The 21,344-nt window shown below is 67.6% G+C and carries 18 protein-coding genes and 1 pseudogene; all 19 read right to left on the bottom strand.

Annotated elements, in window-relative coordinates; genetic code table 11:
• Positions 1–1,053: cell division protein FtsZ (gene ftsZ / locus CON76_RS06610; RefSeq protein ID WP_205758196.1), on the bottom strand; the 1,053-nt coding region annotated here is incomplete at its 3' end.
• A 33-nt stretch (positions 1,054–1,086) separates the two neighbouring features.
• On the bottom strand, positions 1,087–2,331 hold the full coding sequence (ftsA, locus tag CON76_RS06605) for a cell division protein FtsA (protein ID WP_101102572.1): 1,245 nt from the start codon (positions 2,329–2,331) through the stop codon (positions 1,087–1,089).
• Between the two features lie 17 nt (positions 2,332–2,348).
• The gene (locus CON76_RS06600; RefSeq protein ID WP_101102571.1) at positions 2,349–3,221 is read right to left on the bottom strand and encodes a cell division protein FtsQ/DivIB; all 873 of its coding nucleotides are present in this window, start codon (positions 3,219–3,221) and stop codon (positions 2,349–2,351) included.
• Positions 3,222–3,226: 5 nt separating this feature from the next.
• On the bottom strand, positions 3,227–4,216 hold the full coding sequence (locus CON76_RS06595) for a D-alanine--D-alanine ligase (RefSeq protein ID WP_101102570.1): 990 nt from the start codon (positions 4,214–4,216) through the stop codon (positions 3,227–3,229).
• Positions 4,213–5,622 (bottom strand): UDP-N-acetylmuramate--L-alanine ligase, encoded by a 1,410-nt coding sequence (gene murC, locus CON76_RS06590; protein WP_101102569.1) that lies wholly within the window; start codon positions 5,620–5,622, stop codon positions 4,213–4,215. The genes CON76_RS06595 and murC overlap by 4 nt, the downstream gene beginning before the upstream one ends.
• A 23-nt stretch (positions 5,623–5,645) precedes the next feature.
• A complete protein-coding gene (murG, locus tag CON76_RS06585) occupies positions 5,646–6,734 on the bottom strand; it encodes an undecaprenyldiphospho-muramoylpentapeptide beta-N-acetylglucosaminyltransferase (RefSeq protein ID WP_101102568.1) in 1,089 nt (362 codons plus the stop codon).
• Positions 6,731–8,032 (bottom strand): putative lipid II flippase FtsW, encoded by a 1,302-nt coding sequence (gene ftsW / locus CON76_RS06580; protein WP_240592791.1) that lies wholly within the window; start codon positions 8,030–8,032, stop codon positions 6,731–6,733. The genes murG and ftsW overlap by 4 nt, the downstream gene beginning before the upstream one ends.
• Complete coding sequence (gene murD / locus CON76_RS06575; RefSeq protein ID WP_101102578.1) at positions 8,029–9,579, bottom strand: UDP-N-acetylmuramoyl-L-alanine--D-glutamate ligase; 1,551 nt, start codon at positions 9,577–9,579, stop codon at positions 8,029–8,031. Before murD ends, ftsW begins: the two co-directional genes overlap by 4 nt.
• 21 nt (positions 9,580–9,600) lie before the next feature.
• A complete protein-coding gene (mraY, locus tag CON76_RS06570) occupies positions 9,601–10,779 on the bottom strand; it encodes a phospho-N-acetylmuramoyl-pentapeptide-transferase (RefSeq protein WP_101102567.1) in 1,179 nt (392 codons plus the stop codon).
• The gene (locus CON76_RS06565) at positions 10,769–12,175 is read right to left on the bottom strand and encodes a UDP-N-acetylmuramoyl-tripeptide--D-alanyl-D-alanine ligase (protein ID WP_101102577.1); all 1,407 of its coding nucleotides are present in this window, start codon (positions 12,173–12,175) and stop codon (positions 10,769–10,771) included. Before CON76_RS06565 ends, mraY begins: the two co-directional genes overlap by 11 nt.
• Positions 12,176–12,183: 8 nt before the next feature.
• Positions 12,184–13,731 carry a UDP-N-acetylmuramoyl-L-alanyl-D-glutamate--2,6-diaminopimelate ligase gene (locus CON76_RS06560; protein ID WP_101102566.1) on the bottom strand — a complete coding sequence of 516 codons (1,548 nt, stop codon included), beginning with the start codon at positions 13,729–13,731 and terminating at the stop codon, positions 12,184–12,186.
• Positions 13,731–15,497 carry a peptidoglycan D,D-transpeptidase FtsI family protein gene (locus tag CON76_RS06555; RefSeq protein WP_101102565.1) on the bottom strand — a complete coding sequence of 589 codons (1,767 nt, stop codon included), beginning with the start codon at positions 15,495–15,497 and terminating at the stop codon, positions 13,731–13,733. The genes CON76_RS06560 and CON76_RS06555 overlap by 1 nt, the downstream gene beginning before the upstream one ends.
• On the bottom strand, positions 15,494–15,814 hold the full coding sequence (ftsL, locus tag CON76_RS06550; RefSeq protein ID WP_101102564.1) for a cell division protein FtsL: 321 nt from the start codon (positions 15,812–15,814) through the stop codon (positions 15,494–15,496). The genes CON76_RS06555 and ftsL overlap by 4 nt, the downstream gene beginning before the upstream one ends.
• The gene (rsmH, locus tag CON76_RS06545) at positions 15,814–16,746 is read right to left on the bottom strand and encodes a 16S rRNA (cytosine(1402)-N(4))-methyltransferase RsmH (protein WP_101102563.1); all 933 of its coding nucleotides are present in this window, start codon (positions 16,744–16,746) and stop codon (positions 15,814–15,816) included. Before rsmH ends, ftsL begins: the two co-directional genes overlap by 1 nt.
• Before the next feature lie 217 nt (positions 16,747–16,963).
• Positions 16,964–17,464, bottom strand: a complete 501-nt coding sequence (locus CON76_RS06540; RefSeq protein ID WP_101102562.1) for a hypothetical protein — start codon at positions 17,462–17,464, stop codon at positions 16,964–16,966.
• A gap of 7 nt (positions 17,465–17,471) precedes the next feature.
• A pseudogene (hslU, locus tag CON76_RS06535) lies at positions 17,472–18,816 on the bottom strand (ATP-dependent protease ATPase subunit HslU).
• 3 nt (positions 18,817–18,819) lie between these two features.
• Entirely contained in the window at positions 18,820–19,383 is a 564-nt protein-coding gene (hslV, locus tag CON76_RS06530; RefSeq protein ID WP_101102561.1) for an ATP-dependent protease subunit HslV, read from the bottom strand.
• Between the two features lie 22 nt (positions 19,384–19,405).
• On the bottom strand, positions 19,406–19,891 hold the full coding sequence (dksA, locus tag CON76_RS06525) for an RNA polymerase-binding protein DksA (RefSeq protein ID WP_101102560.1): 486 nt from the start codon (positions 19,889–19,891) through the stop codon (positions 19,406–19,408).
• 114 nt (positions 19,892–20,005) lie between these two features.
• The gene (locus CON76_RS06520) at positions 20,006–21,130 is read right to left on the bottom strand and encodes a CobW family GTP-binding protein (RefSeq protein WP_101102559.1); all 1,125 of its coding nucleotides are present in this window, start codon (positions 21,128–21,130) and stop codon (positions 20,006–20,008) included.
• Positions 21,131–21,344 lie beyond the last annotated feature (214 nt).

Genomic DNA, 21,344 nt, shown 5'->3' with positions numbered 1-21,344 from the left:
GGCGCGCGGCTGGCCGCCCATGCGGTGCCCCGGCTGGGCGTAGTGGGTGTGGTGGCCCTGGTGCGCGTGCGGGGCGGGCTGCTGGGCACTGGCGCGGCTCAGGCCGGTGGCCACCACGGTCACGCGCAGCGCGTCGCCCAGCGACTCGTCGTAGGCGGCGCCGTAGATGACGTGGGCGTCCTCGGCGGCAAAGGCGCGGATGGTGTTCATGGCCTGGCGCGATTCGGCCAGGCGCAGGCTGGCCTTGCTGCCGCTGATGAGCACCAGCACGCCCTTGGCGCCCTTCATGTCCACACCGTCGAGCAGCGGGCAGGCCACGGCCTGTTCGGCGGCGATGCGGGCGCGGTCCTGGCCGCTGGCGATGGCGGTGCCCATCATGGCCTTGCCGGTCTCGCTCATCACGGTGCGCACGTCCTCGAAGTCGACGTTGATGAGGCCCTCGACGTTGATGACCTCGGCAATGCCGCCCACGGCGTTCTTGAGCACATTGTTGGCCTCGGCCAGGGCTTCCTCGTGCGTGACCTCGTCGCCCAGCACTTCGAGCAGCTTGTCGTTGAGCACCACGATCAGCGAATCGACGTTGGCTTCGAGCTCGGCCAGGCCTTGCTCGGCGTTGAGCATGCGACGCCCGCCCTCGAAGTCGAACGGCTTGGTGACGACGCCCACGGTCAGGATGCCCATGTCCTTGGCCACGCGCGCAATCACGGGCGCCGCGCCGGTGCCGGTGCCGCCACCCATGCCAGCGGTGATGAACAGCATGTGCGCGCCCTGGATGGCGCTGCGGATGTCGGAGATGGCGACCTCGGCGGCCTCGCGGCCGCGCTCGGGGCGGCTGCCCGCGCCCAGGCCGGTGGCGCCCAGCTGGATCAGGTGGCCTGCGGTGCTGCGGTTGAGCGCCTGCGCGTCGGTGTTGGCGCAGATGAACTCGATGCCCTGCACACCGCTCTCGATCATGTGCTCGACCGCGTTGCTGCCACCGCCGCCGACGCCGATCACCTTGATCTGGGTGCCGCGGTTGAATTCGTTGTTGTCAATCATGTCAATCGGGTTCATAAATGTAAAACTCCTTGCGTCAAACCTGTGCCATCAAAAATTGCCCGCAAACCAGGCCCGGATTTTGGCCCAGGTGTCGTGCACCGGGCTAGGCTTGGGCGCCATGGTCTGCTGCTGGCGCAGGCGGGCCGTGCGCGCTTCCTCCAGCAGGCCCATGACGGTGGCGGCGCGCGGCTGCGCCACCATGTCGCTCAGCGCGCTGGCGTAGCGCGGCACGCCCCGGCGCACCGGCTTGAGGAAGATGTCCTCGCCCAGTTCCACCATGCCCGCCATCAGGGAACTGCCGCCCGTGAGCACCACGCCCGAGGACAGGCGGTCCTCGAAGCCCGAGTCGCGGATGACTTGCTGCACCAGCAAAAAGATCTCCTCCACGCGCGGCTCGATCACCCCGGCCAGCGCCTGGCGGCTGAGCAGGCGCACGGCGCGGTCGCCCAGGCCGGGCACCTCCACCTGCTGCTCGGGGTCGGCCAGCAGCTGCTTGGCGCAGCCGCTGTGGATCTTGATGTCCTCGGCCTCCTTGGTGGGCGTGCGCAGCGCGGTGGCGATGTCGTTGGTGATGAGGTCGCCCGCAATCGGGATCACCGCCGTGTGCCGGATGGCGCCGCCGGCAAAGATGGCCACGTCGGTCGTGCCCGCGCCAATGTCCACCAGCGCCACGCCCAGCTCTTTCTCGTCCTCGGTCAGCACCGCCAGGCTCGAGGCCAGCGGGTTGAGCATCAAGCGGTCCACCTCCAGCCCGCAGCGGCGCACGCACTTGGTGATGTTGTCGGCCGCACTCTGCGCGCCGGTCACGATGTGCACGCGCGCCTCGAGCCGGATGCCGCTCATGCCGATCGGCTCCTTGACCTCCTGGCTGTCGATGATGAATTCCTGCGGCTCCACCAGCAGCAGGCGCTGGTCGGTGGAGATGTTGATGGTCTTGGCGGTCTCGATCACGCGCGCCACGTCCGAGGCTGAGACCTCGCGGTCGCGGATGGCCACCATGCCAATCGAGTTGAGGCCCTGGATGTGGCGGCCCGAGATGCCGGTGAACACGCGCGAGATGTGGCAATCCGCCATCAACTCGGCTTCCTCCAGCGCCTGCTGGATGCTGCGCACCGTGGTGTCGATATTGACCACCACCCCGCGCTTGAGGCCGGGGCTGGGGCCGTAGCTGGGCGCCACGCCCAGGCCCGCGAGCTTGAGCTCGCCGTTGCCCAAGACTTCGGCCACCACCACCATGACCTTGGAGGTGCCGATATCGAGTGCAACCACTATGTCTTTCAAATCCTTGACCATGTAATGCTGTGGGTGTCCTACCTGCTGGCGCCGGGGCGGGCAGCAGGCAAAGGGGTAGAAGGGGAAGCCGTCGGGGCAGGCTGGGGCGACGACGGCGGGCGCACGGGCGACACCACCGGGGCGTCCTGCCCGCCGGTGGTGGTCACGCCACGCATGCGCACCGCATAGCCGTTGGGGTAGCGTAAATCTACCATTTCCAGCCGGTACGCGTACCGCTGGCTCAATTGTGAGACCGTAAAGACGAAATGCGTCACGCGCGTGAGCAATTCTTCGGTGTTGCCGCGCCCCAGTTCGACCACGGTGCCGTGGGCCAGGCGCACGCGCCAGCCGCCCCGGCGGTCAAGCTCCAGGCGCTGCATGCGCCAGTCCAGCCGCGCAAACAGCGGCTGCAGGGCCTGGTGCAGCCGGTACACCTGCGGCGCGGCGCTGTCGTCGGGGCCCGTGAGCTCGCTCCAGCCATCGGCCTGCACGTCGTCGGGGTTGGCCTCGAACACCTGGCCCTGCGCGTTGACGAGCTTGCCGCCGCCGGCCTCGCCCCACCAGGCGCGCGGCTGGTGCTCCAGCAGCGTCACGCGCAGGCGGTTGGGGAACTCGCGCTGCACGATGGCCTGACGCACCCAGGGTACGCTCTCGAACACCTGCTTGACCTGCTGCAGGTCCAGCGTCAGAAAGCTGCCGCGCAGTTGCGTGGCCAGGTGCGAGCGCAGCGTGACCTCGTTCTGGTGCGCCACCTCGCCCACCACCAGGATGCGCCCCACCGTCCAGGCCGGGTGCTGCGCCAGCCACCACCCCAGGCTGACCAGCGCCATGGCGCCAAACGCCCAGAACAGGGCGCGCGTAACCCAGTTCACGCATTTGACGTCCAGCGGCAAGGGCGCGGCAAGCGGCATGGGGCTCAGGCTTTCGTGGCCGGGGGGTGCGCGGGCAGCACGTTGTCCAGCGCCGCCGAGGCCAGCATCTGCAGGCACAGCGCCTCGTAGCCTATGCCCACCGCGCGCGCCGACATGGGCACCAGCGAGTGGCTGGTCATGCCGGGCGAAGTGTTGATCTCCAGCAGGTAGGGCTGGCGGGTGCGGGCGTCGATCATCACGTCGGCACGCGCCCAGCCCCGGCAGCCCAGGGTGCGGTAGGCCTTGAGCACCAAGGCCTGGATCGCGGCTTCCTCGCCCGTGGGCAAATCGCACGGGACGATGTATTGGGTATCGTCGGCAAAGTATTTGTGTTCGTAGTCGTAGTTGCCGCCGGGCGCCACGATGTGGATCACCGGCAGCGCGCGCGCCTGGGCGCCGTTGCCCAGCACCGGGCAGGTGACTTCGTCGCCCTGGATGAACTGCTCGCACAGCACCTCGGGGTCGTGCTGCGCCGCCAGCGCGTAGGCCTGGGCGCACTGGGCCGCGTCCGTTACCTTGGTCAGGCCCAGGCTGGAGCCTTCGCGCGCGGGCTTGACGATCATGGGCGCGCCCAGGGCCGCCAAGGCGGCCTCGGTCTCGGCCACGCTGGCCACCTGGCGCCAGTCGGGCGTGGGCAGGCCTTCGGCGCGCCAGATGCGCTTGGTCATGACCTTGTCCATCGCCACGCTGGACGGCAGCACGCCCGAGCCGGTGTAGGGGATGCGCATCAGCTCCAGCGCGCCCTGCACGGTGCCGTCCTCGCCAAAGCGGCCATGCAGGTTGATGAAGGCGCGGTCAAACCCCTCGTGGCGCAGGTCGAACAAGTCGCGCTCGGCGGGGTCGAACGCGTGTGCGTCCACGCCCTGGCTGCGCAACGCGGCCAGCACGCCCGCGCCGGACATCAGGGACACCTCGCGCTCGGCGGAGTAGCCGCCCAGCAGCACGGCCACTTTGCCCAGACGGGCGGGATCAATGGGGGATGGTGTATCGCTCATGCTTGTACCTCGGTGGCCAATGCCACGGTCTGCCCGGCCACGGCACCGATGCTGCCCGCGCCCATGCACAGCACCACGTCACCGTCGCGGGCGTTGTCCAGCACCGCCTGCGGCATGACGGCGATGTCGTCCACGAACACGGGCTCGACCTTGCCGCCCACGCGCAGCGCCCGCGCCAGCGCACGCCCGTCGGCGGCGACGATGGGGGCCTCGCCGGCGGCGTAGACCTCGGCCAGCAGCACGGCGTCGGCCTGGCCAATCACCTTGACGAAATCCTCGAAACAGTCGCGGGTGCGGGTGTAGCGGTGCGGCTGGAACGCCAGCACCAGGCGCTGGCCCGGAAAGGCGCCGCGCGCCGCCGCCAGCGTGGCCGCCATCTCCACCGGGTGGTGGCCGTAGTCGTCCACCAGCGTGGCGCTGCCGCCGCTGGGCAGGGCCACCTCGCCATAACGCTGGAAGCGCCGCCCCACGCCCTTGAACTGCGCCAGCGCGGCCTGCACGGCGGCGTCGGGCACGTTGAGCTCCACCGCCACCGCAATCGCGGCCAGCGCATTGAGCACGTTGTGCAGCCCGGGCAGGTTGAGCACCACGTCCATGTCGGGCAGCTGGATGCCGTTGCGCCGCTGCACCTTGAAGTGCATCTGGGCGCCTACCGCCCGCACGTCCAGCGCACGCACCTGCGCGCCCTCGCCCAGGCCGTAGGTGGTGATGGGGCGCTGGATCTGATCAAGCAGGCCGCGGATGGTCGGGTCGTCCACGCACACGATGGCGGCGCCGTAGAACGGCATGCGGTGCAAAAATTCGATGAAGGCCTGCTGCAAGCGGCCAAAGTCGTGGCCGTAGGTGTCCATGTGGTCGGCGTCGATGTTGGTCACCACCGCCATCACCGGCAACAGGTTCAGGAACGAGGCGTCGGACTCGTCGGCCTCCACCACGATGTACTCGCCCGCACCCAGCCGCGCGTTGGCCCCGGCGCTGTTGAGCTTGCCACCAATCACGAAGGTGGGGTCGAGCTCGGCGGCGGCCAGCACGCTGGCCACCAGGCTGGTGGTGGTGGTCTTGCCGTGTGTGCCCGCAATGGCCACGCCTTTCTTCATGCGCATCAGCTCGGCCAGCATGATGGCGCGCGGCACCACCGGCAGCAGCTTGGCGTGTGCGGCCACCACCTCGGGGTTGTCGGCCTTGACGGCGGTGGAGGTGACGATGCAGTCCGCGCCGTCGATGTGGGCCGCGTCGTGCCCCACGTGTACCCGCGCGCCCAGCTGCTGCAGGCGCTGGGTGGTGGCGCTGGCGCCCAGGTCGCTGCCCGAGACGGTGTAGCCCAGGTTGAGCAGCACTTCGGCAATGCCGCTCATGCCGGCCCCACCGATGCCGACGAAATGGATGTGGCGGATGGCGTGTTTCATCAATGTTCTTGTGGTGGGCTGGCTCAGGGGGCCAGCTGTTGTTCGCAAGCCTGCACCATCAGCGCCACGGCGCGGGTCTGGCGCTGGGCCAGGGCGCGTTCGGCGCGGGCTTGCAGTTCGGGGCGGGTCAAAGCCTGCAATTGTCGCGCCAAACCGGCGGCGCTGAGCTGGTTTTGCGGCAGCAGCCACGCCGCTCCGGCATCGACCAGAAAGCGCGCGTTGTGGGTCTGGTGGTCGTCCACCGCGTGCGGGAAGGGCACAAAGATGGCAGCCGCACCCACGGCGGCCAGTTCGGTCACGGTGCTGGCCCCGGCGCGGGCGATGACGACGTCGGCGTCGGCAAAGGCACGCGCGGTGTCCTGGATGAAAGGCGTGAGCGTGGCCTGCACGCCCGCTGCGGCGTAGGCGGCGCGCAGGGCGTCGATCTGTTTTTCACCGCTCTGGTGCGTGACCACGGGGCGCTGCGCGGGTGGGATCAGCGCCAGCGCCTGCGGCACGGCGTCGTTCAAGGCCCTGGCGCCCAGGCTGCCGCCCACCACCAGCAGGCGCAACGGCCCCGTGCGGCCCGCAAAGCGTTCGGCGGGCGACGCTTGTTGCAAGAATTCGGCCCGCAGCGGGTTGCCCACCCACTGCGCCTGCGGCAAGGCGTTGGGGTAGGCGCTGAACACGCCCTTGGCCACGCGCGCCAGCACCTTGTTGGCCAGGCCCGCCACCGAGTTCTGCTCGTGCAGCAGCAGCGGGCGGCCCGCCAGCACCGCCATCAGCCCGCCCGGAAAGGTGATGTAGCCGCCCAGCCCGATCACCACATCGGGCCGCACCCGGCGCACCACGCGCCAGCTTTGGCCAAACGCCTGCAGCAGGCGCCACGGCAGCAGCGCCAGCGTCTTGAGGCCCTTGCCGCGCACGCCGCCAAAGGCCACCGGCTCGAAGGCAAAGCCACGCGGCGGCACCAGGCGCTGCTCCATGCTGGCGGGCGCGCCCAGCCAGTGCACGCGCCAGCCGCGCTCGCGCAGGGCCTCGGCCAGCGCCAGGCCGGGGAAGATGTGGCCGCCGGTGCCGCCGGCCATCACCAGCGCGCACGGCGCCGTGGCCGCAGGTTGTTGTGTCGTCATGGGTCGGTGCGCCGGTCGGGGTGCATGCGCTGGCGGTTTTCGGCGTCGATGCGCAGCACGATCGCCATCGCCACCAGGTTCATCAAAATGGCCGAGCCGCCGTAGCTCATGAACGGCAGCGTCAGGCCCTTGGTGGGCAGTGCGCCCAGGTTCACGCCGATGTTGATGAAGGCCTGGAACCCCAGCCACAGCGCCACGCCCTGCGCCACCAGCCCGGCAAACACCTGCCCCGACGCCACGGCCTGGTGCCCGATGTGCATGATGCGCCGCGTGAGCCAGAAGAACACGCCAATCAGCACCAGGATGCCCACCAGGCCAAACTCCTCGCCCACCACAGCCAGCAAAAAGTCGGTGTGGGCCTCGGGCAGCCAGTGCAGCTTCTCGACGCTGCCGCCCAGCCCCACGCCCCAGAACTCGCCCCGGCCGATGGCAATGAGCGCGTGCGAGAGCTGGTAGCCCTTGCCCAGCACGTGCTCCTCGCCAAACGGGTTGAGGTAGGCAAACACGCGCTGGCGCCGCCACTCCGAGGTCGAAATCAGCGCCACGAACACGCCCAGCAGCAGCGCAATGATGAGCGCAAACGCCGTAGCGTTGACGCCGCCCAGGAACAGGATGCCCATCGCGATCACGGCAATCACCATGAAGGCGCCCATGTCGGGCTCGGCAATCAAGAGGCCGCCCACCACCGCCACGGCCAGCGCCATGGGCCACACCGCGCGCAGGAAGTGCTCCTTGATATCCATCTTGCGCACCATGTAGCCCGAGGCGTACAGCAGCACCGCCAGCTTGGCCAGCTCCGAGGGCTGGAAGTTCATCACGCCCAGCGAGATCCAGCGCCGCGCGCCGTTGACACCCCTGCCGATGAAGGGCACCAGCACCAGCACCAGCAGCACCAGCGACACGATGAACAGGTAGGGCGATAGCTCCTGCCAGCGGTGGATGGGCACCTGGAACACCACAAAGGCGGCCAGCGTGCCCACGCCGATGGAGAGCAGGTGGCGCAGCACGAAGTGCCACTGCGCGTAGCTGCCGTACTTGGGACTGTCGGGCAAGGCCACCGAGGCCGAGTACACCATCACCAGCCCCCAGCACAGCAGGCCAAACACTGTCCAAAACAACGATTGGTCAAAGCCCCAGTCGCGCACGGGCTGGGTCTGGTGGCGCACGTAGTCGCGGCTGGAGGTGGGCTGCTCGCGCTGCCAGCGGTAGGCGGCGTTGAGCATGGCGTGGCCCGGCAAGCGCTGCCACCACTGGCGCCAGCGGCCCGACCGCGACGGGGGGGTAGCGTCGCGGCTCATGCGGGAGACCCGGCCGCTTCCTGCAGCGCGCGCACTTCGTCCACAAACACCTGGGCGCGGTGGGCGTAGTCCTTGAACATGTCCAGGCTGGCGCACGCGGGCGAGAGCAGCACCGCATCGCCCGCGCGCGCTTGCTGGGCGCACCATTGCACGGCAGCGGGCAAGTCGGGCGCATCGTGCAGCGGCACGCCGGTGGATGCGAGCGCAGCGCGGATGGCCGGGGCATCGCGCCCGATGAGTGCCACCGCCCGCACATGGCGTGCCACAGCGGCGGCCAGCGGGGCAAAGTCCTGCCCCTTGCCATCGCCGCCCAAAATCACCACCAGACGGCGCTCTGGCCCCAAGCCGTTGAGGGCGGCCAAAGTGGCACCGACGTTGGTGCCCTTGCTGTCGTCAAAGTATTCCACCTCGTGGACGATGGCCACGGGCTCCACGCGGTGCGGTTCGCCCCGGTAGTCGCGCAAGGCGTGCAACATGGGGGCCAACGGTGCCCCAGCAGCGGTGGCCAAGGCCAACGCGGCGAGCGCGTTGCTGGCGTTGTGACGGCCACGGATACGCAGAGCCTCAGCTGGCATAAGGCGTTGCAGGCGCAGTTCAGGGACGGGAGCAGCACCACTGCGGCGGGCTGGGGTGGCGGGAACATCCTCCGCGAGCTGGGCACGCACCAGCCACGTCATACCGTTGACGGTTTCCAAGCCCCAAGCATCGGCCTGGGTGGGCACTTCGGTGCCGAAGGTGGTGTGGGCGCGCGCAGGCAGAGTTTTGTTGCGACCGTTCTCGCGCATGGTTTGGGGTTGTGGCTGCCAGGCCATCACGGTGGCATCGTCGCGGTTGAGCACCAGCATGCCCTGCTGGCCAAAGATGCGCGCCTTGGCGGCGGCATAAGCTTCCATGCTGCCGTGCCAATCCAGGTGGTCTTGCGTGACGTTGAGCACGGTGGCGGCGGTGGGCTCGAAACCCTGCACACCATCGAGTTGGAAGCTGGACAGCTCCAGCACCCACGCCTGGGGCAAGGTGCCGCCTTGCCAGTGCTGGCGCAACATGTCCAGCAAGGTCGGGCCGATGTTGCCCGCCACCACCACGCTCCAACCCGCCGCGTCCAGCAAATGCGCCGTGAGCGCGGTGGTGGTGGTCTTGCCGTTGGTGCCGGTGATGGCCAGCACCTTGGGCTGGTACGGTGCCTCGCCCTGCGCCAACGCCTGCAAGGCTTGTGTAAACAGGTCCAACTCCCCCACCACCGGCACGCCAGCCGCTTGGGCCACGGCATTCAAGGCGGCCATGTGGGCCGGGGCGATACCGGGGCTGCGGCACACCAGCGCCCACGGAGCGTGCTGAAACAACGCGGCATCCAGCACGGCACCGGCCAGCAGCACCGCCGTGGGCACTTCGGTGGCCAACATAGCGGCTTGGGGCGGCTGGGCGCGGGTATCGGCCACCGTCACACGCGCACCGGCCTGGGCGCACCAGCGCGCCATAGCCAACCCGGAAGCTCCCAAACCCAGCACCAGCACATCACGGTCTTGCAGCAATGGCAAACAGTTCTTCATGGCAATCAAGTGGTGTTGTGGTCAACGCAATTTGAGGGTGGACAGACCCACCAAGCACAGCAACATGGTGATGATCCAGAACCGAACCACCACCTGCGTTTCGCGCCAACCGGATTTTTCAAAATGGTGGTGCAGCGGGGCCATTTTCAAGATGCGCCGTCCCTGACCGTACTTTTTCTTGGTGTATTTGAAATAGCTCACCTGCACCATCACCGACAGCGCCTCCACCACAAAAATACCGCCCATGATGGCCAACACGATCTCCTGGCGCACGATGACGGCAATGGTGCCCAGTGCGCCACCCAGCGCCAGTGCGCCCACATCGCCCATGAAGACCTGGGCCGGGTGAGCGTTGAACCACAGGAAGGCCAGCCCAGCACCGGCCATAGCACCGCAAAAAATCAGCAACTCACCCGAGCCCGGAATGTAGGGCAGCAGCAAATACTTGGCAAACACCGCATTGCCGGTCACGTAGGCAAAAATACCCAGCGCCGTGCCCACCAGCACCACCGGCATGATGGCCAGGCCGTCCAGCCCGTCGGTGAGGTTGACCGCGTTGCTGGCTCCCACAATCACCAGATAGGTCAGCACCACAAAGCCCAGCACGCCCAACGGGTAACTGACTTCCTTGAAAAACGGCACCATCAGCCCGGCCTGGGTCGGCATATTGAGCGCAAAGCCAGAATCCACCCAACTCAGGAACAGTGCCCACACGCTGGCATTGGAATGGCCCGAGATGGCAAACACCAAGTAGAACGCCGCCAGCAACCCAATCAACGATTGCCACAGGTACTTTTCGCGCGAACGCATGCCTTCGGGGTCTTTGTGTACCACCTTGCGCCAGTCGTCCGCCCAGCCAATGGCGCCAAAACCCAGCGTGACGACCAACACGACCCAGACAAAGCGGTTGTTCCAGTCGAACCACAACAGGGTGGAGAGCGCAATGGCAAACAGGATCAGCACCCCGCCCATGGTGGGCGTACCACTTTTGACCAAGTGCGTTTGCATGGCGTACTCGCGCACCGGCTGGCCAATTTTGAGCGCGGTCAAACGCCGGATGAAATACGGCCCCGCCCCAATGCCCACCAACAGCGCGGTCATGGCCGCCATCACAGCGCGGAAGGTCAGGTACTGAAAAACGCGCAAAAAACCCCACTCGGGGCCCAAGCCTTGCAACCACAGGGCCAAACTAGGCAGCATGCTGCACTCCTTCTTCTTGTTGTACGGGCGGCGCGGCCAGGGCCTGTAATGCTTGCACCAACCGCTCCATGCGCATGAAGCGCGAGCCCTTGACCAACACGCTGCCCAGCGCCGGAGCCAACGCCAAGGTGGCGGCGTTCAGGTCGTTCCAGTCGGGCCAGTAACGGGCCAGATCGGGTTCGGCGGCATGCACTTGCGCCAGCCATGGGCCGGTCGTCCACACGTGTTCAATGCCACAGTCGCGGGCGTGTTGCAGCACCTCGCGGTGGAAGGCCAGCCCTTGCTCGCCCACCTCACCCATGTCGCCCAGCAGCAACAGGCGCGGGCCGGGCAAATCGGCCAACACATCGATGGCGGCGCGCACTGAATCGGGGTTGGCGTTGTAGCTGTCGTCCACCAACGTGGTGCGCTGGCCGCTGGGCCACACCAGCGGCAAGGCACGGGAACGCCCCGTGACCGGCTCAAACGCCGACAGGCCTTGGGCCACCGCCGACAACGGCACACCGGCGGCCAAGGCCGCTGCGGTGGCGGCCCAGGCGTTGCGCACGTTGTGGCGGCCCGCCACGCGCAACAGCGCCTGCACCGCGCCCAGCGGGGTCTGGATTTGCAGTTGCCAGGCATCGCCCTGCCACACGGCAGTGCCAGTCACATCGGCGGCTGCATCGGCACCAAAGGTCAGGATGCGGTGGCCCTGCGCCAGCGTGCGCCACAACGGGGTGTAGGTGTCGTCCGACGGGAACACCGCCACGCCATGGGCGGGCAAGGCGACCAAGGTGGCGGCGTTCTCGTGCGCCACCGCCTCCACCGTGGCCATGAATTCCTGGTGCTCGCGCTGCGCGTTGTTGACCAGTGCCACCGTGGGTTGGGCCAGCGCAGCCAACGCGGCAATTTCGCCGGGGTGGTTCATACCCAGCTCCAGCACCGCCAGTTGGTGCTCGGGGCGCAGGCGCAGCAGCGTCAAGGGCACGCCGATGTCGTTGTTGAAATTGCCCCGCGTGGCCAAGGTGGCCGCATCGCCCACCGCCGCACGCAAGATGGCAGCCACCATTTGCGTGACGGTGGTCTTGCCGTTGCTGCCGGTCACGGCGATCAGGGGCAAGGTAAAACGTTCGCGCCACAAGCGCCCCAACTCACCCAAGGCAGCGCGGCTGTCGGGCACTTCCACACCGGGCAGTCCGGCTTGGGCCAGACCACGCTCCGCCACCGCCGCCACGGCACCGGCGGCACGCGCGGCGGCCAGGTGGTCGTGGGCGTCAAAACGCTCGCCGCGCAGTGCCACGAACACATCGCCCGGGCGCAGGGTGCGGGTGTCGGTGTGGACGCGCTGTGGCGCGATCGACGCAGCAGCGGGCAGGCCCACGGGGCGGGCGCCGGTCAACACCGGCAACAGGGCCATCACATCGTTCACGCGGTACCTTTCGGGGTCGGCAGCAGGCGCTGCTGCAGCGCAGCGCGGGCGTGGGCCAAATCGGAGAAGGACTGGCGCACGCCCAGCACTTCCTGGTAGTTCTCATGCCCCTTGCCCGCCAGCAGCACCACGTCGGTGGGCGCGGCCTGCGCCACGGCCTGGGCAATGGCCAGCGCGCGGTCGGGCTCAATGTGTGCGGCGTCGGGGTGGGACAGGCCAGCGCGCATGTCGGCCAGGATCTGCAGCGGCGGCTCGGTGCGCGGGTTGTCGCTGGTCAGCAGCACGCGGGCGGCCTCGCGCTCGGCCACGGCGGCCATCAGCGGGCGCTTGCCGGCGTCGCGGTCGCCACCACAGCCTACCACGCACCACAGGCGGCCACCGCGTTGCAAGGCCAGCGGCTGCAGGGCGCGCAGGGCTTTTTCCAGCGCGTCGGGGGTGTGGGCGTAGTCGGCCAGCACCAGTGGCAACTGGCTGGCGGCGTTGGCGTCCAGCCCGGGCCAGGCGGACTGCATGCGCCCGGGCACCGGCGTCAGGGCGGCGCAGGCTTGCAGGGTGCGGGCCAGGCTGTGGCCCTGGGCGCGCGCCAGCGCCACGGCGCTGAGCAGGTTGTACAGGTTGTACTCGCCCACCAGCGGCAACTCCACCACGCCGGGGGCGGTGTCGGTGCCATCGGGCAGGGTCTCCACCACGGTGCAGCGCAGGCCGGTGTCGGTCATGCTCCACTGCGGCACGCGCAGGCGGGCCGCTCGGCCTTCGGTCGAGAGCGTCCACACCTCCAGCGCCCCGGCCTGCACGCGCGGCTGCAGGCGGGCGGCCAGTTCGGCGCCGTGCGGGTCGTCGATGTTGACCACCGCCACCTGCACACCCGGCCAATCGAACAGCGCCTGCTTGGCGCGCCAGTAGGCCTGCATGGAGTGGTGGTAGTCCAGGTGGTCCTGCGTCAGGTTGGTGAACACGGCGCTATGAACGCGCGCACCGTTCAGGCGGCCCTCCTCCAGCCCGATCGACGAAGCTTCCAGCACGCAGGCGCGCAGGCCCTGATCGGCAAAACCGCGCAGCGCCGCCTGCAGCATCACCGGGTCGGGCGTGGTCAGGCCGGTGGGCACCAGCTCGTGGCCCGGCTGGCCCATGCCCAGCGTGCCGATCAGGCCACAGGGCTGCCCCAAGGCTGAAAGCAGCTGCGCCGTCCACCAAGCGGTGGAGGTCTTGCCGTTGGTGCCGGTGATGGCCAGCAGCGGCAGCTCGGTGCTGGGCGCGCGGTAGAAGTGGTGCGCCAGCTCGCCCACGCTGTGCTTGAGGCCCTGCACCGCCAACACGCGCGGCGCGTCCAGGCCAAAGGCCTCGGCCCCGTCGCGCTCTACCACGCACGCCACGGCGCCGGCGCGAAAGGCGGCAGGCACATAGCGGCGCCCATCCTGGGCCGCACCGGGCCAGGCCACAAAGGCGTCACCCGGTTGCAAACGGCGGCTGTCGCAGTGCAGCTGGCGCACGCCGCAGGCCTGCAACCATTGCGCCACCTGGGCCGGGTCGTGCATTTGCAGCATCAGAAAGATTCCTCCACCACTTCGGCCACCACTTGCGGCTTGACGCTCATGTCGGGGCGCACGCCCAGCACGCGCAGGGTCTGCTGCACCGTCTCGCTGAACACCGGGGCCGCCACCAGGCCGCCAAAATACTGGCCCGCCGTGGGCTCGTCCACCATCACCGCCACCACGATGCGCGGCTGCTCGATGGGCGCCACACCCACAAAAAAGCTGCGGTACTTGCGCGTGGCGTAGCCCTTGCCCTCGAGCTTGTGGGTGGTGCCGGTCTTGCCGCCCACCGAATAGCCCAGCGTCTGGGCGCGCTGCGCGGTGCCACCGGGGCCGGCGGCCAGCGCCAGCATCTTGCGCACCTCCAGCGCGTGGGCCTGGCTGAACACGCGCACGCCGTGTGCGGGCACCTCGTTCTTGAGCAGCGTCACGGGCACCAGCTCGCCGTCGCGCGCAAACACGGTGTAGGCCTGCGCCAGCTGGAACAGCGACACCGAGATGCCGTAGCCATAGCTCATGGTGGCCTGCTCGATGGGGCGCCAGTTCTTGTACGGGCGCAGGCGGCCACTGGCCGCACCCGGGAACGGCAGCTGCGGCTTGCGCCCGAAGCCGGCCTGGGTGTAGGTCTCCCACATGTCGCGCGCGTGCAGCTGCATGGCCAGCTTGACCGTGCCCACGTTGCTCGACTTCTGGATCACCTGGGCCACCGTGAGCACGCCGTAGGGGTGGGCGTCGGTGATGGTGGCGCCGCCAATGGTGATGGTGCCGGGCGAGGTGTCGATGGGCGAATAGGGCCGCACCAGCCCCTTGTCCAGCGCCAGCGCTGCCACAAAGGGCTTGAGCGTGGAGCCAGGCTCGAAACTGTCGGTCAAGGCGCGGTTGCGCAGTTGCTCGCCGGTCAGGCCGCGGCGGTTGTTGGGGTTGTAGCTGGGGTAGTTGGCCAGCGCCAGCACCTCGCCGGTCAGGGCGTCGAGCACCACCGCGCTGCCCGCGTGGGCCTTGTGCTGCTGCACCGCCGCGCGCAGCTTTTCGTAGGCAAAGAACTGCACCTTGCTGTCGATGGAGAGCTGCACGTCCTGCCCGTCCACGGGCGGAATCACGTCACGCACATCCTCCACCACGCGGCCCAGGCGGTCCTTGATGACGCGGCGCGAGCCGCTCTGGCCCGAGAGCTGCTGCTGAAACGTCAGCTCCACGCCCTCCAGGCCCAAATCTTCCACATTGGTGAAGCCCACCACGTGCGCGGCCGCTTCGCCCTCGGGGTACTGGCGCTTGTATTCCTTGCGCAAGTGGATGCCCTTGACCCCCAGCGCCTTGACCTTGAGCGCCACCGGCGTGTCCACCTGGCGCTGCACCCACATGAAGGACTTTTTCTGGTTGAGCGTGAGGCGGCGCTTGAGGTCGGCCAGTGGCAGGCCCAGCAGGCGCGCCACGGCGGGCAGCTGCGGGTCGGCCACGTCCACGTCCTCGGGGATGGCCCACACGCTTTGCGCCTCCACGCTGGTGGCCAGGATGGTGCCGTTGCGGTCCAGGATGCGGCCCCGGTTGGCGGGCAGCTCCAGCGTGCGCGTGAAGCGCGCGTTGCCCTGGTCCTGGAAGAAATCGTTGCCGATGAGCTGCACGTACGCCGCGCGGCACGCCAGCCCCACAAAGGCCAGCCCCAGCAGGCCCAGCACAAAGCGGCTGCGACCACTGGAGACGGCCGCCAGCTGCGCGGGGCGCTCGCTGGCGGGCGGTGGCGAGGAAGGGGCGGGCGCGGCGCGCCGGGAACGGATCATGGCTGCGGCGGGGTGGCCGGCGCGTCGGCCAGGGCGGCCGAGACCACCACCGGCGGCGGCGCCTTCACGTACTCGGTGATGGCGGGGTTGGCCGGGCGCATGTACAGGCGCTGCTGCGCCAGCTGCTGCACGCGGCTGGACGTGGCCTGCGCGCGGCGCTGCACCTCCAGCTGCTCGCGCTCCACCTCCAGGCGCTGGCTGACGCGGTGTGCGCGGTCCAGCTCGGTGTAGAGGCGGCGCGACTCGTACTGCACATGCACCAGGTAGAAAGCGGTGCCCAGCACGCCGCACAGCAGCGCGAGATTCAGGCGCAGCATCAGGCGCGCTCCAGCGGCGTGCCGGTGCGCGTGGCCCAGCGCATCACGGCGCTGCGCGCGCGCGCATTGGCGGCCACCTCGTCGGCGGACGGCATCAGGCGCTGCACGTCGGCCAGCGCCATGGGCTGCGGCGCGGCAAACGGGGCGCGGCGGTCAAACACCTCTTTGGAATGCCTGGCCATGAACTGCTTGACGATGCGGTCTTCCAGCGAATGAAAACTGATCACCACCAGCCGCCCGCCCGGGCGCAGCACCTGCAGGCTGGCCTGCAGCGCCTGCTGCAGCTCGTCGAGTTCGGCGTTGATGAAGATGCGCAGCGCCTGGAAGGTGCGCGTGGCCGGATCCTTGCCCGGCTCGCGGGTCTTGACGGCGCTGGCCACCAGCTCGGCCAGCTCGGCGGTGGTGCGCAGCGGACCGCGCTCCAGGCGGCGCTTGTCGATGGCCTTGGCAATCTGGCCCGCAAAACGCTCCTCGCCGTAGTCGCGGATGACCTCGGTCATCTGCGCCACGCTGGCCTCGGCCAGCCAGTCGGCCACGCTCTCGCCGCGCGTGGGATCCATGCGCATGTCCAGCGGGCCGTTGTGGCGGAACGAGAAACCACGCGCCGGGTCGTCGATCTGCGGCGAGCTCACGCCCAGGTCCATCAGCACGCCGTCGGCACAGGCCACGCCCAGCTCGCCCAGCGCCTTGAAGCCCTCGTGCCGGATGGCAAAGCGCGCGTCGGCGGCGGCCAGCTGCTCGGCTTGCGCCACCGCCTGCGGATCCTTGTCGAACGCGCACAGGCGCCCGGCGCTCGACAGGCGCGACAGGATCAGGCCCGAATGGCCACCACGGCCAAACGTGGCGTCGATATAACTACCGTCCGGCTGAACCGCAAGCGCATCAACCGCTTCGTTCAACAAAACAGTGCAATGCGTCAAAGGGACTTGCACCGGCGTCTTTCAAACCAGGGGACTGAACAAAAGGGGGAGGAGAAGGGGGAAGGTGTGCCGCCACGGGTTTGCAGGAAAAAAACCACCGTTGCACCAAAAGGCAAAGATTGTACCCGTTCCCGGGCTTTTTCAAGCCAAATCAAGGGGTTACAAAGTGATACAGCACGGGTTGCGGCAGCAGCGTTATCACTGCAAAAACAAGCACTTGGGCCAGATTTCAGCACCCCAGGGTGGCGGCCTGCTGCTGCAATTGCTGCTTCTTGTCGGCAATGCGCTGCTGCTGGCGCGCGGTGCCACCGGCGCGGGCGCGGCTGTCCTGGGTGTCGATGTCGCGCTGCAGGCGTTCGCAGCGTGCCTGCAACTTGGCAGCGGCCTTGGCGCGCCGCTGCGCAGCGGCGGCCGATTCGGTCACATCCACCGTCACCGGGCGGGTGCGGCGGCCATTTGGGGCCGCGTCGCCCTGCTCCGCGATCTTGACCTGCTGCTCGAACTTGAGGTTGGGCGGCACGCTGGCCAGGCGCTCCACCAGCGCCTGGTGCTCCTGGCAGTGCTGGCGCGACCAGAACTGCCCGCCGCTGTACGCGCGGCAGCGGTACAGCGTGTCGGCGCTGGCCGGGGCGCCGTACAGCAGCGCGCCCAGCCACGCCACCAGCGCCAGCGCGGCGGCGGGCCAGCGGCGGAGCGTGGTGGACCAGGCTGCGGGTGCGTGGGCGATCATGCCGACTTCACAGGATGTAGCGCGACAAGTCTTCGTTCTGGCTCAGCTCGCCCAGGCGGCCATCCACGTACACGGCGTCCACCGTCACGGTCTGGCCGCTGAGCTTGGCGGCGTCAAAGCTGACCTCGTCCAGCAGGTGCTCCATCACCGTGGCCAGGCGGCGCGCGCCGATGTTCTCGGTGCGCTCGTTGACCTCATAAGCAATGCTGGCCAAGCGGGTGATGCCCTCGGGCGTGAACTCCACCTGCACCCCTTCGGTGGCCAGCAGCGCCTGGTACTGGCGCACCAGGCTGGCGTGGGTCTGCGTGAGGATGGCTTCAAAATCCGCCACCGACAGCGACTGCAACTCCACCCGGATGGGGAAGCGCCCCTGCAATTCTGGGATCAAATCGCTGGGCTTGCTCAAGTGGAACGCACCGCTGGCGATGAACAAAATGTGGTCGGTCTTGATCGGGCCATATTTGGTGGACACCGTGGTGCCCTCCACCAACGGCAACAAATCGCGCTGCACGCCTTGGCGCGACACCTCGCCAGTGCTTTGGCCTTCGCTGCGGCTGGTCACCTTGTCGATCTCGTCGATAAAGACGATGCCGTTTTGCTCGGCATTGGTCACGGCTTGCAGCTTGATCTCTTCCTCGTTGACCAGCTTGGCGGCTTCTTCGTCGATCAGCAATTTGCGCGCTTCGGCTATTCTGAGCTTGCGCGCCTTCTTTTTGCCGCTGCTGAACTGGCTGAACATGCCGCGCAACTGCTCGGCCATGTCTTCCATGCCAGCGGGGGGTCATCACCTCCAGCTGCGGCGCGGCGCTGGCCACTTCCAGCTCGATCTCCTTGTCGTCCAGCAGGCCTTCGCGCAATTTTTTGCGGAACACTTGGCGCGCGGTGCTGTCGCTGCCGCTGCTGGCGCGGTCGTCGCCAAAGCCTTCGGAGCGCGGCGGCGGGATCAGCACGTCCAGAATGCGGTCTTCGGCGGCATCTTCGGCCCGCATGCGCACCTTGGCCATTTCGGCTTCGCGCGTTTGCTTGACCGCAATGTCGGCCAGATCGCGGATGATGGCATCCACATCCTTGCCCACATAGCCCACTTCGGTGAACTTGGTGGCCTCCACCTTGATGAAGGGCGCATGGGCCAGCTTGGCCAGGCGGCGCGCAATCTCGGTCTTGCCCACGCCGGTGGGGCCGATCATCAGGATGTTCTTGGGCGTGATTTCCTGGCGCAACTTGGGCTCGACCTGCTGGCGGCGCCAGCGGTTGCGCAGCGCAATCGCCACCGCACGCTTGGCGGCGGACTGGCCAATGATGTGCGCATCCAGTTCAGAGACAATTTCCTGCGGGGTCATGGCGGCGGACATGGTTTACAGCACCTCCACGGTGTGGTTCATGTTGGTGTAAATGCACAGCTCCCCGGCAATGGCCAGCGACTTGCGCACCACCTCTTCGGCGCTCAGGTCGGTGTGGTCGATCAGCGCCTTGGCGGCGGACTGGGCGTAAGCCCCGCCCGAACCAATGGCCACGATGCCGTGTTCGGGCTCCAGCACGTCGCCGTTGCCGGTGATGATGAGGCTGGCCGTCTTGTCGGCCACCGCCAGCATGGCCTCCAGGCGGCGCAACACGCGGTCGGTGCGCCAGTCCTTGGTCAGCTCGATGGCAGCGCGGGTCAGGTGGCCCTGGTGCTTTTCCAGCTTGGCCTCAAAACGCTCGAACAGCGTGAAGGCGTCGGCGGTGGCCCCGGCAAAACCGGCCAACACCTGGCCCTTGTGCAGCTTGCGCACCTTGCGTGCCGTGCCCTTGACCACGATGTGGCCCAGCGTGACCTGGCCATCGCCACCGATGGCCACCTGCACCCCGGCGGGGGTCTCGCGGCGCACGCACACAATGGTGGTGCCGTAAAAAATCGAGGAATCGTGGTGTTCGAGCATAGCGGGCCTTTGCGTTACGGGTTCAATCGCCAAACAGTTTTTGCTTTTGCTCGCGGCGCTGCTGCGCCTCGATCGACAGGTTGGCGGTCGGGCGTGCCAGCAAGCGGCCCACGCCGATGGGTTCGCCGGTTTCATCGCAGTAACCATAATCGCCGCTGTCGATGCGGGCAATGGACTGCTCGATCTTCTTGAGCAACTTGCGTTCACGGTCGCGCGTGCGCAGCTCCAGCGCGTGCTCTTCCTCGATGGTGGCGCGGTCGGCCGGATCGGGCATGACGGAGGCGTCCTCGCGCAGGTGCTCGGTGGTCTCGCCGGCGTTGGCCAGCATGTCGTTGCGCAACTGCTGCAACTTGCGCTTGAAGAACGCCAATTGCACGTCGTTCATGTACTCGGCCTCGGGCATGGAGAGCACGTCGTCGTCGGTGAGCTGCTCCAGCGGCTTGGTTTTCCAGTTGTTGGCCAGCTTGGGGTCTTTGCGCATGGGGTGGTGGGGGGTCAAGGCGGTCATACGGCGGTCAATGTGTCTCAAGTGTTGCAGGTCGCGCCCACACAAGGGCACGTGGCGGGGGCGCAGCGGCAGCGCGCCCCAACCTTGGGCGCGGATTGTGCCACTGTTGCGGGTTCAGGCCAGACTTTGTTCCAGCCCCTGCACCAGAATATCCTGCGGCAGGTCGATGCCGATGAACACCATCTTGCTCATGCGGCGCTCGCCGGGCGCCCACTCGGGGCCCAAATCGCTGCCCATGAGCTGGTGCACGCCCTGGAAGATCACCTTGCGGTCGGTGCCCACCATGTCGAGCACGCCCTTGTAGCGCAGCATGCGCGGGCCGTAGATCTGCACGATGGCACCCAGGAAATCTTCCAGCTTGGCCGGATCGAACGGGCGTTCGGCGCGGTACACAAAGCTCTTCACGTCGTCGTCGTGGTGATGGTGGTGGCCGTGGCTGTGCTGGTGCGACGGGTGGTGGCAGGCCTCGCCTTCGTGGTGGTGGTGGCCGTGCGCGTGGTCTTCGTGCTCGCAGTGGCCATGGTCGTGGTCGCAGTGGCTGTGGTCGCCGTGGTCGTGCCCATGCTCATGCCCGTGGTCGTCGGGCTTGAGGAAGTCCGGGTCGATGTCGAGCTTGCTGTTGAGGTTGAAGCCGCGCAAGTCCAGCACCTTGCCCAGCGGCACGTGGCCAAAATGCACCGCCTCGATGGGCGCACGCGGGTTCATGTGCTTGAGGCGGTGCGTGAGCGCGTCCAGCTCCTCGGCGCTCACCAGATCGGCCTTGCTGATGAAGATCTGGTCGGCAAACCCGACCTGGCGGCGTGCCTCCTGGCGGTCGTTGAGCTGCTGCGCGGCGTGCTTGGCGTCCACCAGCGTCACGATGGCGTCGAGCAGATAGCCCTCGGCCACTTCCTCGTCCATGAAGAAAGTTTGTGCCACCGGCCCCGGGTCGGCCAGGCCGGTGGTCTCGATCACCACGCGCTCAAAGTCGAGCTGGCCCCGGCGCTGGCGTTGCAGCAGGTCTTGCAGCGTGGTGCGCAAGTCCTCGCGGATGGTGCAGCACACGCAGCCGTTGCTCATCTGGATGATGTGCTCCTCGGTGTCGGCCACCAGAATGTCGTTGTCGATGTTCTCCTCGCCAAACTCGTTCTCGATCACGGCGATCTTCTGGCCGTGCGCCTCGGTCAGCACGCGCTTGAGCAGGGTGGTTTTGCCAGAACCCAAGAAGCCGGTAAGAATAGTGACAGGAATCAAAGCCATAAATAGAACACAGATAAAGATGCCAACAACAAGCGAAAACGTGCAGTGTAAAACAATCACTTCGTAAGCACCATGTTGGCGGCGACTGTGCTTCTTAAATTTTAATAACCATCAAATATTTATGGTTATTTCAAAAATATTTTGCAATTTTGTGTTACGATGGGGGGGTATGCATACCTCTCTTCTCGTAGGCAGCAGGCAGCAGGCAGCAGGC

The organism is Macromonas bipunctata (assembly GCF_002837135.1).
Lineage (GTDB): Bacteria > Pseudomonadota > Gammaproteobacteria > Burkholderiales > Burkholderiaceae_C > Macromonas_A > Macromonas_A bipunctata.
Note: the sequence above shows the minus strand (reverse complement) of the source record. Positions and strands in the feature narration are given on the sequence as shown.

What these genes read in the sequence shown, in the direction of transcription:
- ftsA (WP_101102572.1), bottom strand. Translation starts at nt 2,331, where the DNA reads ATGGTCAAGGATTTGAAAGACATAGTGGTTGCACTCGATATCGGCACC.
- CON76_RS06600 (WP_101102571.1), bottom strand. Translation starts at nt 3,221, where the DNA reads ATGCCGCTTGCCGCGCCCTTGCCGCTGGACGTCAAATGCGTGAACTGG.
- CON76_RS06595 (WP_101102570.1), bottom strand. Translation starts at nt 4,216, where the DNA reads ATGAGCGATACACCATCCCCCATTGATCCCGCCCGTCTGGGCAAAGTG.
- murC (WP_101102569.1), bottom strand. Translation starts at nt 5,622, where the DNA reads ATGAAACACGCCATCCGCCACATCCATTTCGTCGGCATCGGTGGGGCC.
- murG (WP_101102568.1), bottom strand. Translation starts at nt 6,734, where the DNA reads ATGACGACACAACAACCTGCGGCCACGGCGCCGTGCGCGCTGGTGATG.
- ftsW (WP_240592791.1), bottom strand. Translation starts at nt 8,032, where the DNA reads ATGAGCCGCGACGCTACCCCCCCGTCGCGGTCGGGCCGCTGGCGCCAG.
- murD (WP_101102578.1), bottom strand. Translation starts at nt 9,579, where the DNA reads ATGAAGAACTGTTTGCCATTGCTGCAAGACCGTGATGTGCTGGTGCTG.
- mraY (WP_101102567.1), bottom strand. Translation starts at nt 10,779, where the DNA reads ATGCTGCCTAGTTTGGCCCTGTGGTTGCAAGGCTTGGGCCCCGAGTGG.
- CON76_RS06565 (WP_101102577.1), bottom strand. Translation starts at nt 12,175, where the DNA reads ATGGCCCTGTTGCCGGTGTTGACCGGCGCCCGCCCCGTGGGCCTGCCC.
- CON76_RS06560 (WP_101102566.1), bottom strand. Translation starts at nt 13,731, where the DNA reads ATGCTGCAAATGCACGACCCGGCCCAGGTGGCGCAATGGTTGCAGGCC.
- CON76_RS06555 (WP_101102565.1), bottom strand. Translation starts at nt 15,497, where the DNA reads ATGATCCGTTCCCGGCGCGCCGCGCCCGCCCCTTCCTCGCCACCGCCC.
- ftsL (WP_101102564.1), bottom strand. Translation starts at nt 15,814, where the DNA reads ATGCTGCGCCTGAATCTCGCGCTGCTGTGCGGCGTGCTGGGCACCGCT.
- CON76_RS06540 (WP_101102562.1), bottom strand. Translation starts at nt 17,464, where the DNA reads ATGATCGCCCACGCACCCGCAGCCTGGTCCACCACGCTCCGCCGCTGG.
- hslV (WP_101102561.1), bottom strand. Translation starts at nt 19,383, where the DNA reads ATGCTCGAACACCACGATTCCTCGATTTTTTACGGCACCACCATTGTG.
- dksA (WP_101102560.1), bottom strand. Translation starts at nt 19,891, where the DNA reads ATGACCGCCTTGACCCCCCACCACCCCATGCGCAAAGACCCCAAGCTG.
- CON76_RS06520 (WP_101102559.1), bottom strand. Translation starts at nt 21,130, where the DNA reads ATGGCTTTGATTCCTGTCACTATTCTTACCGGCTTCTTGGGTTCTGGC.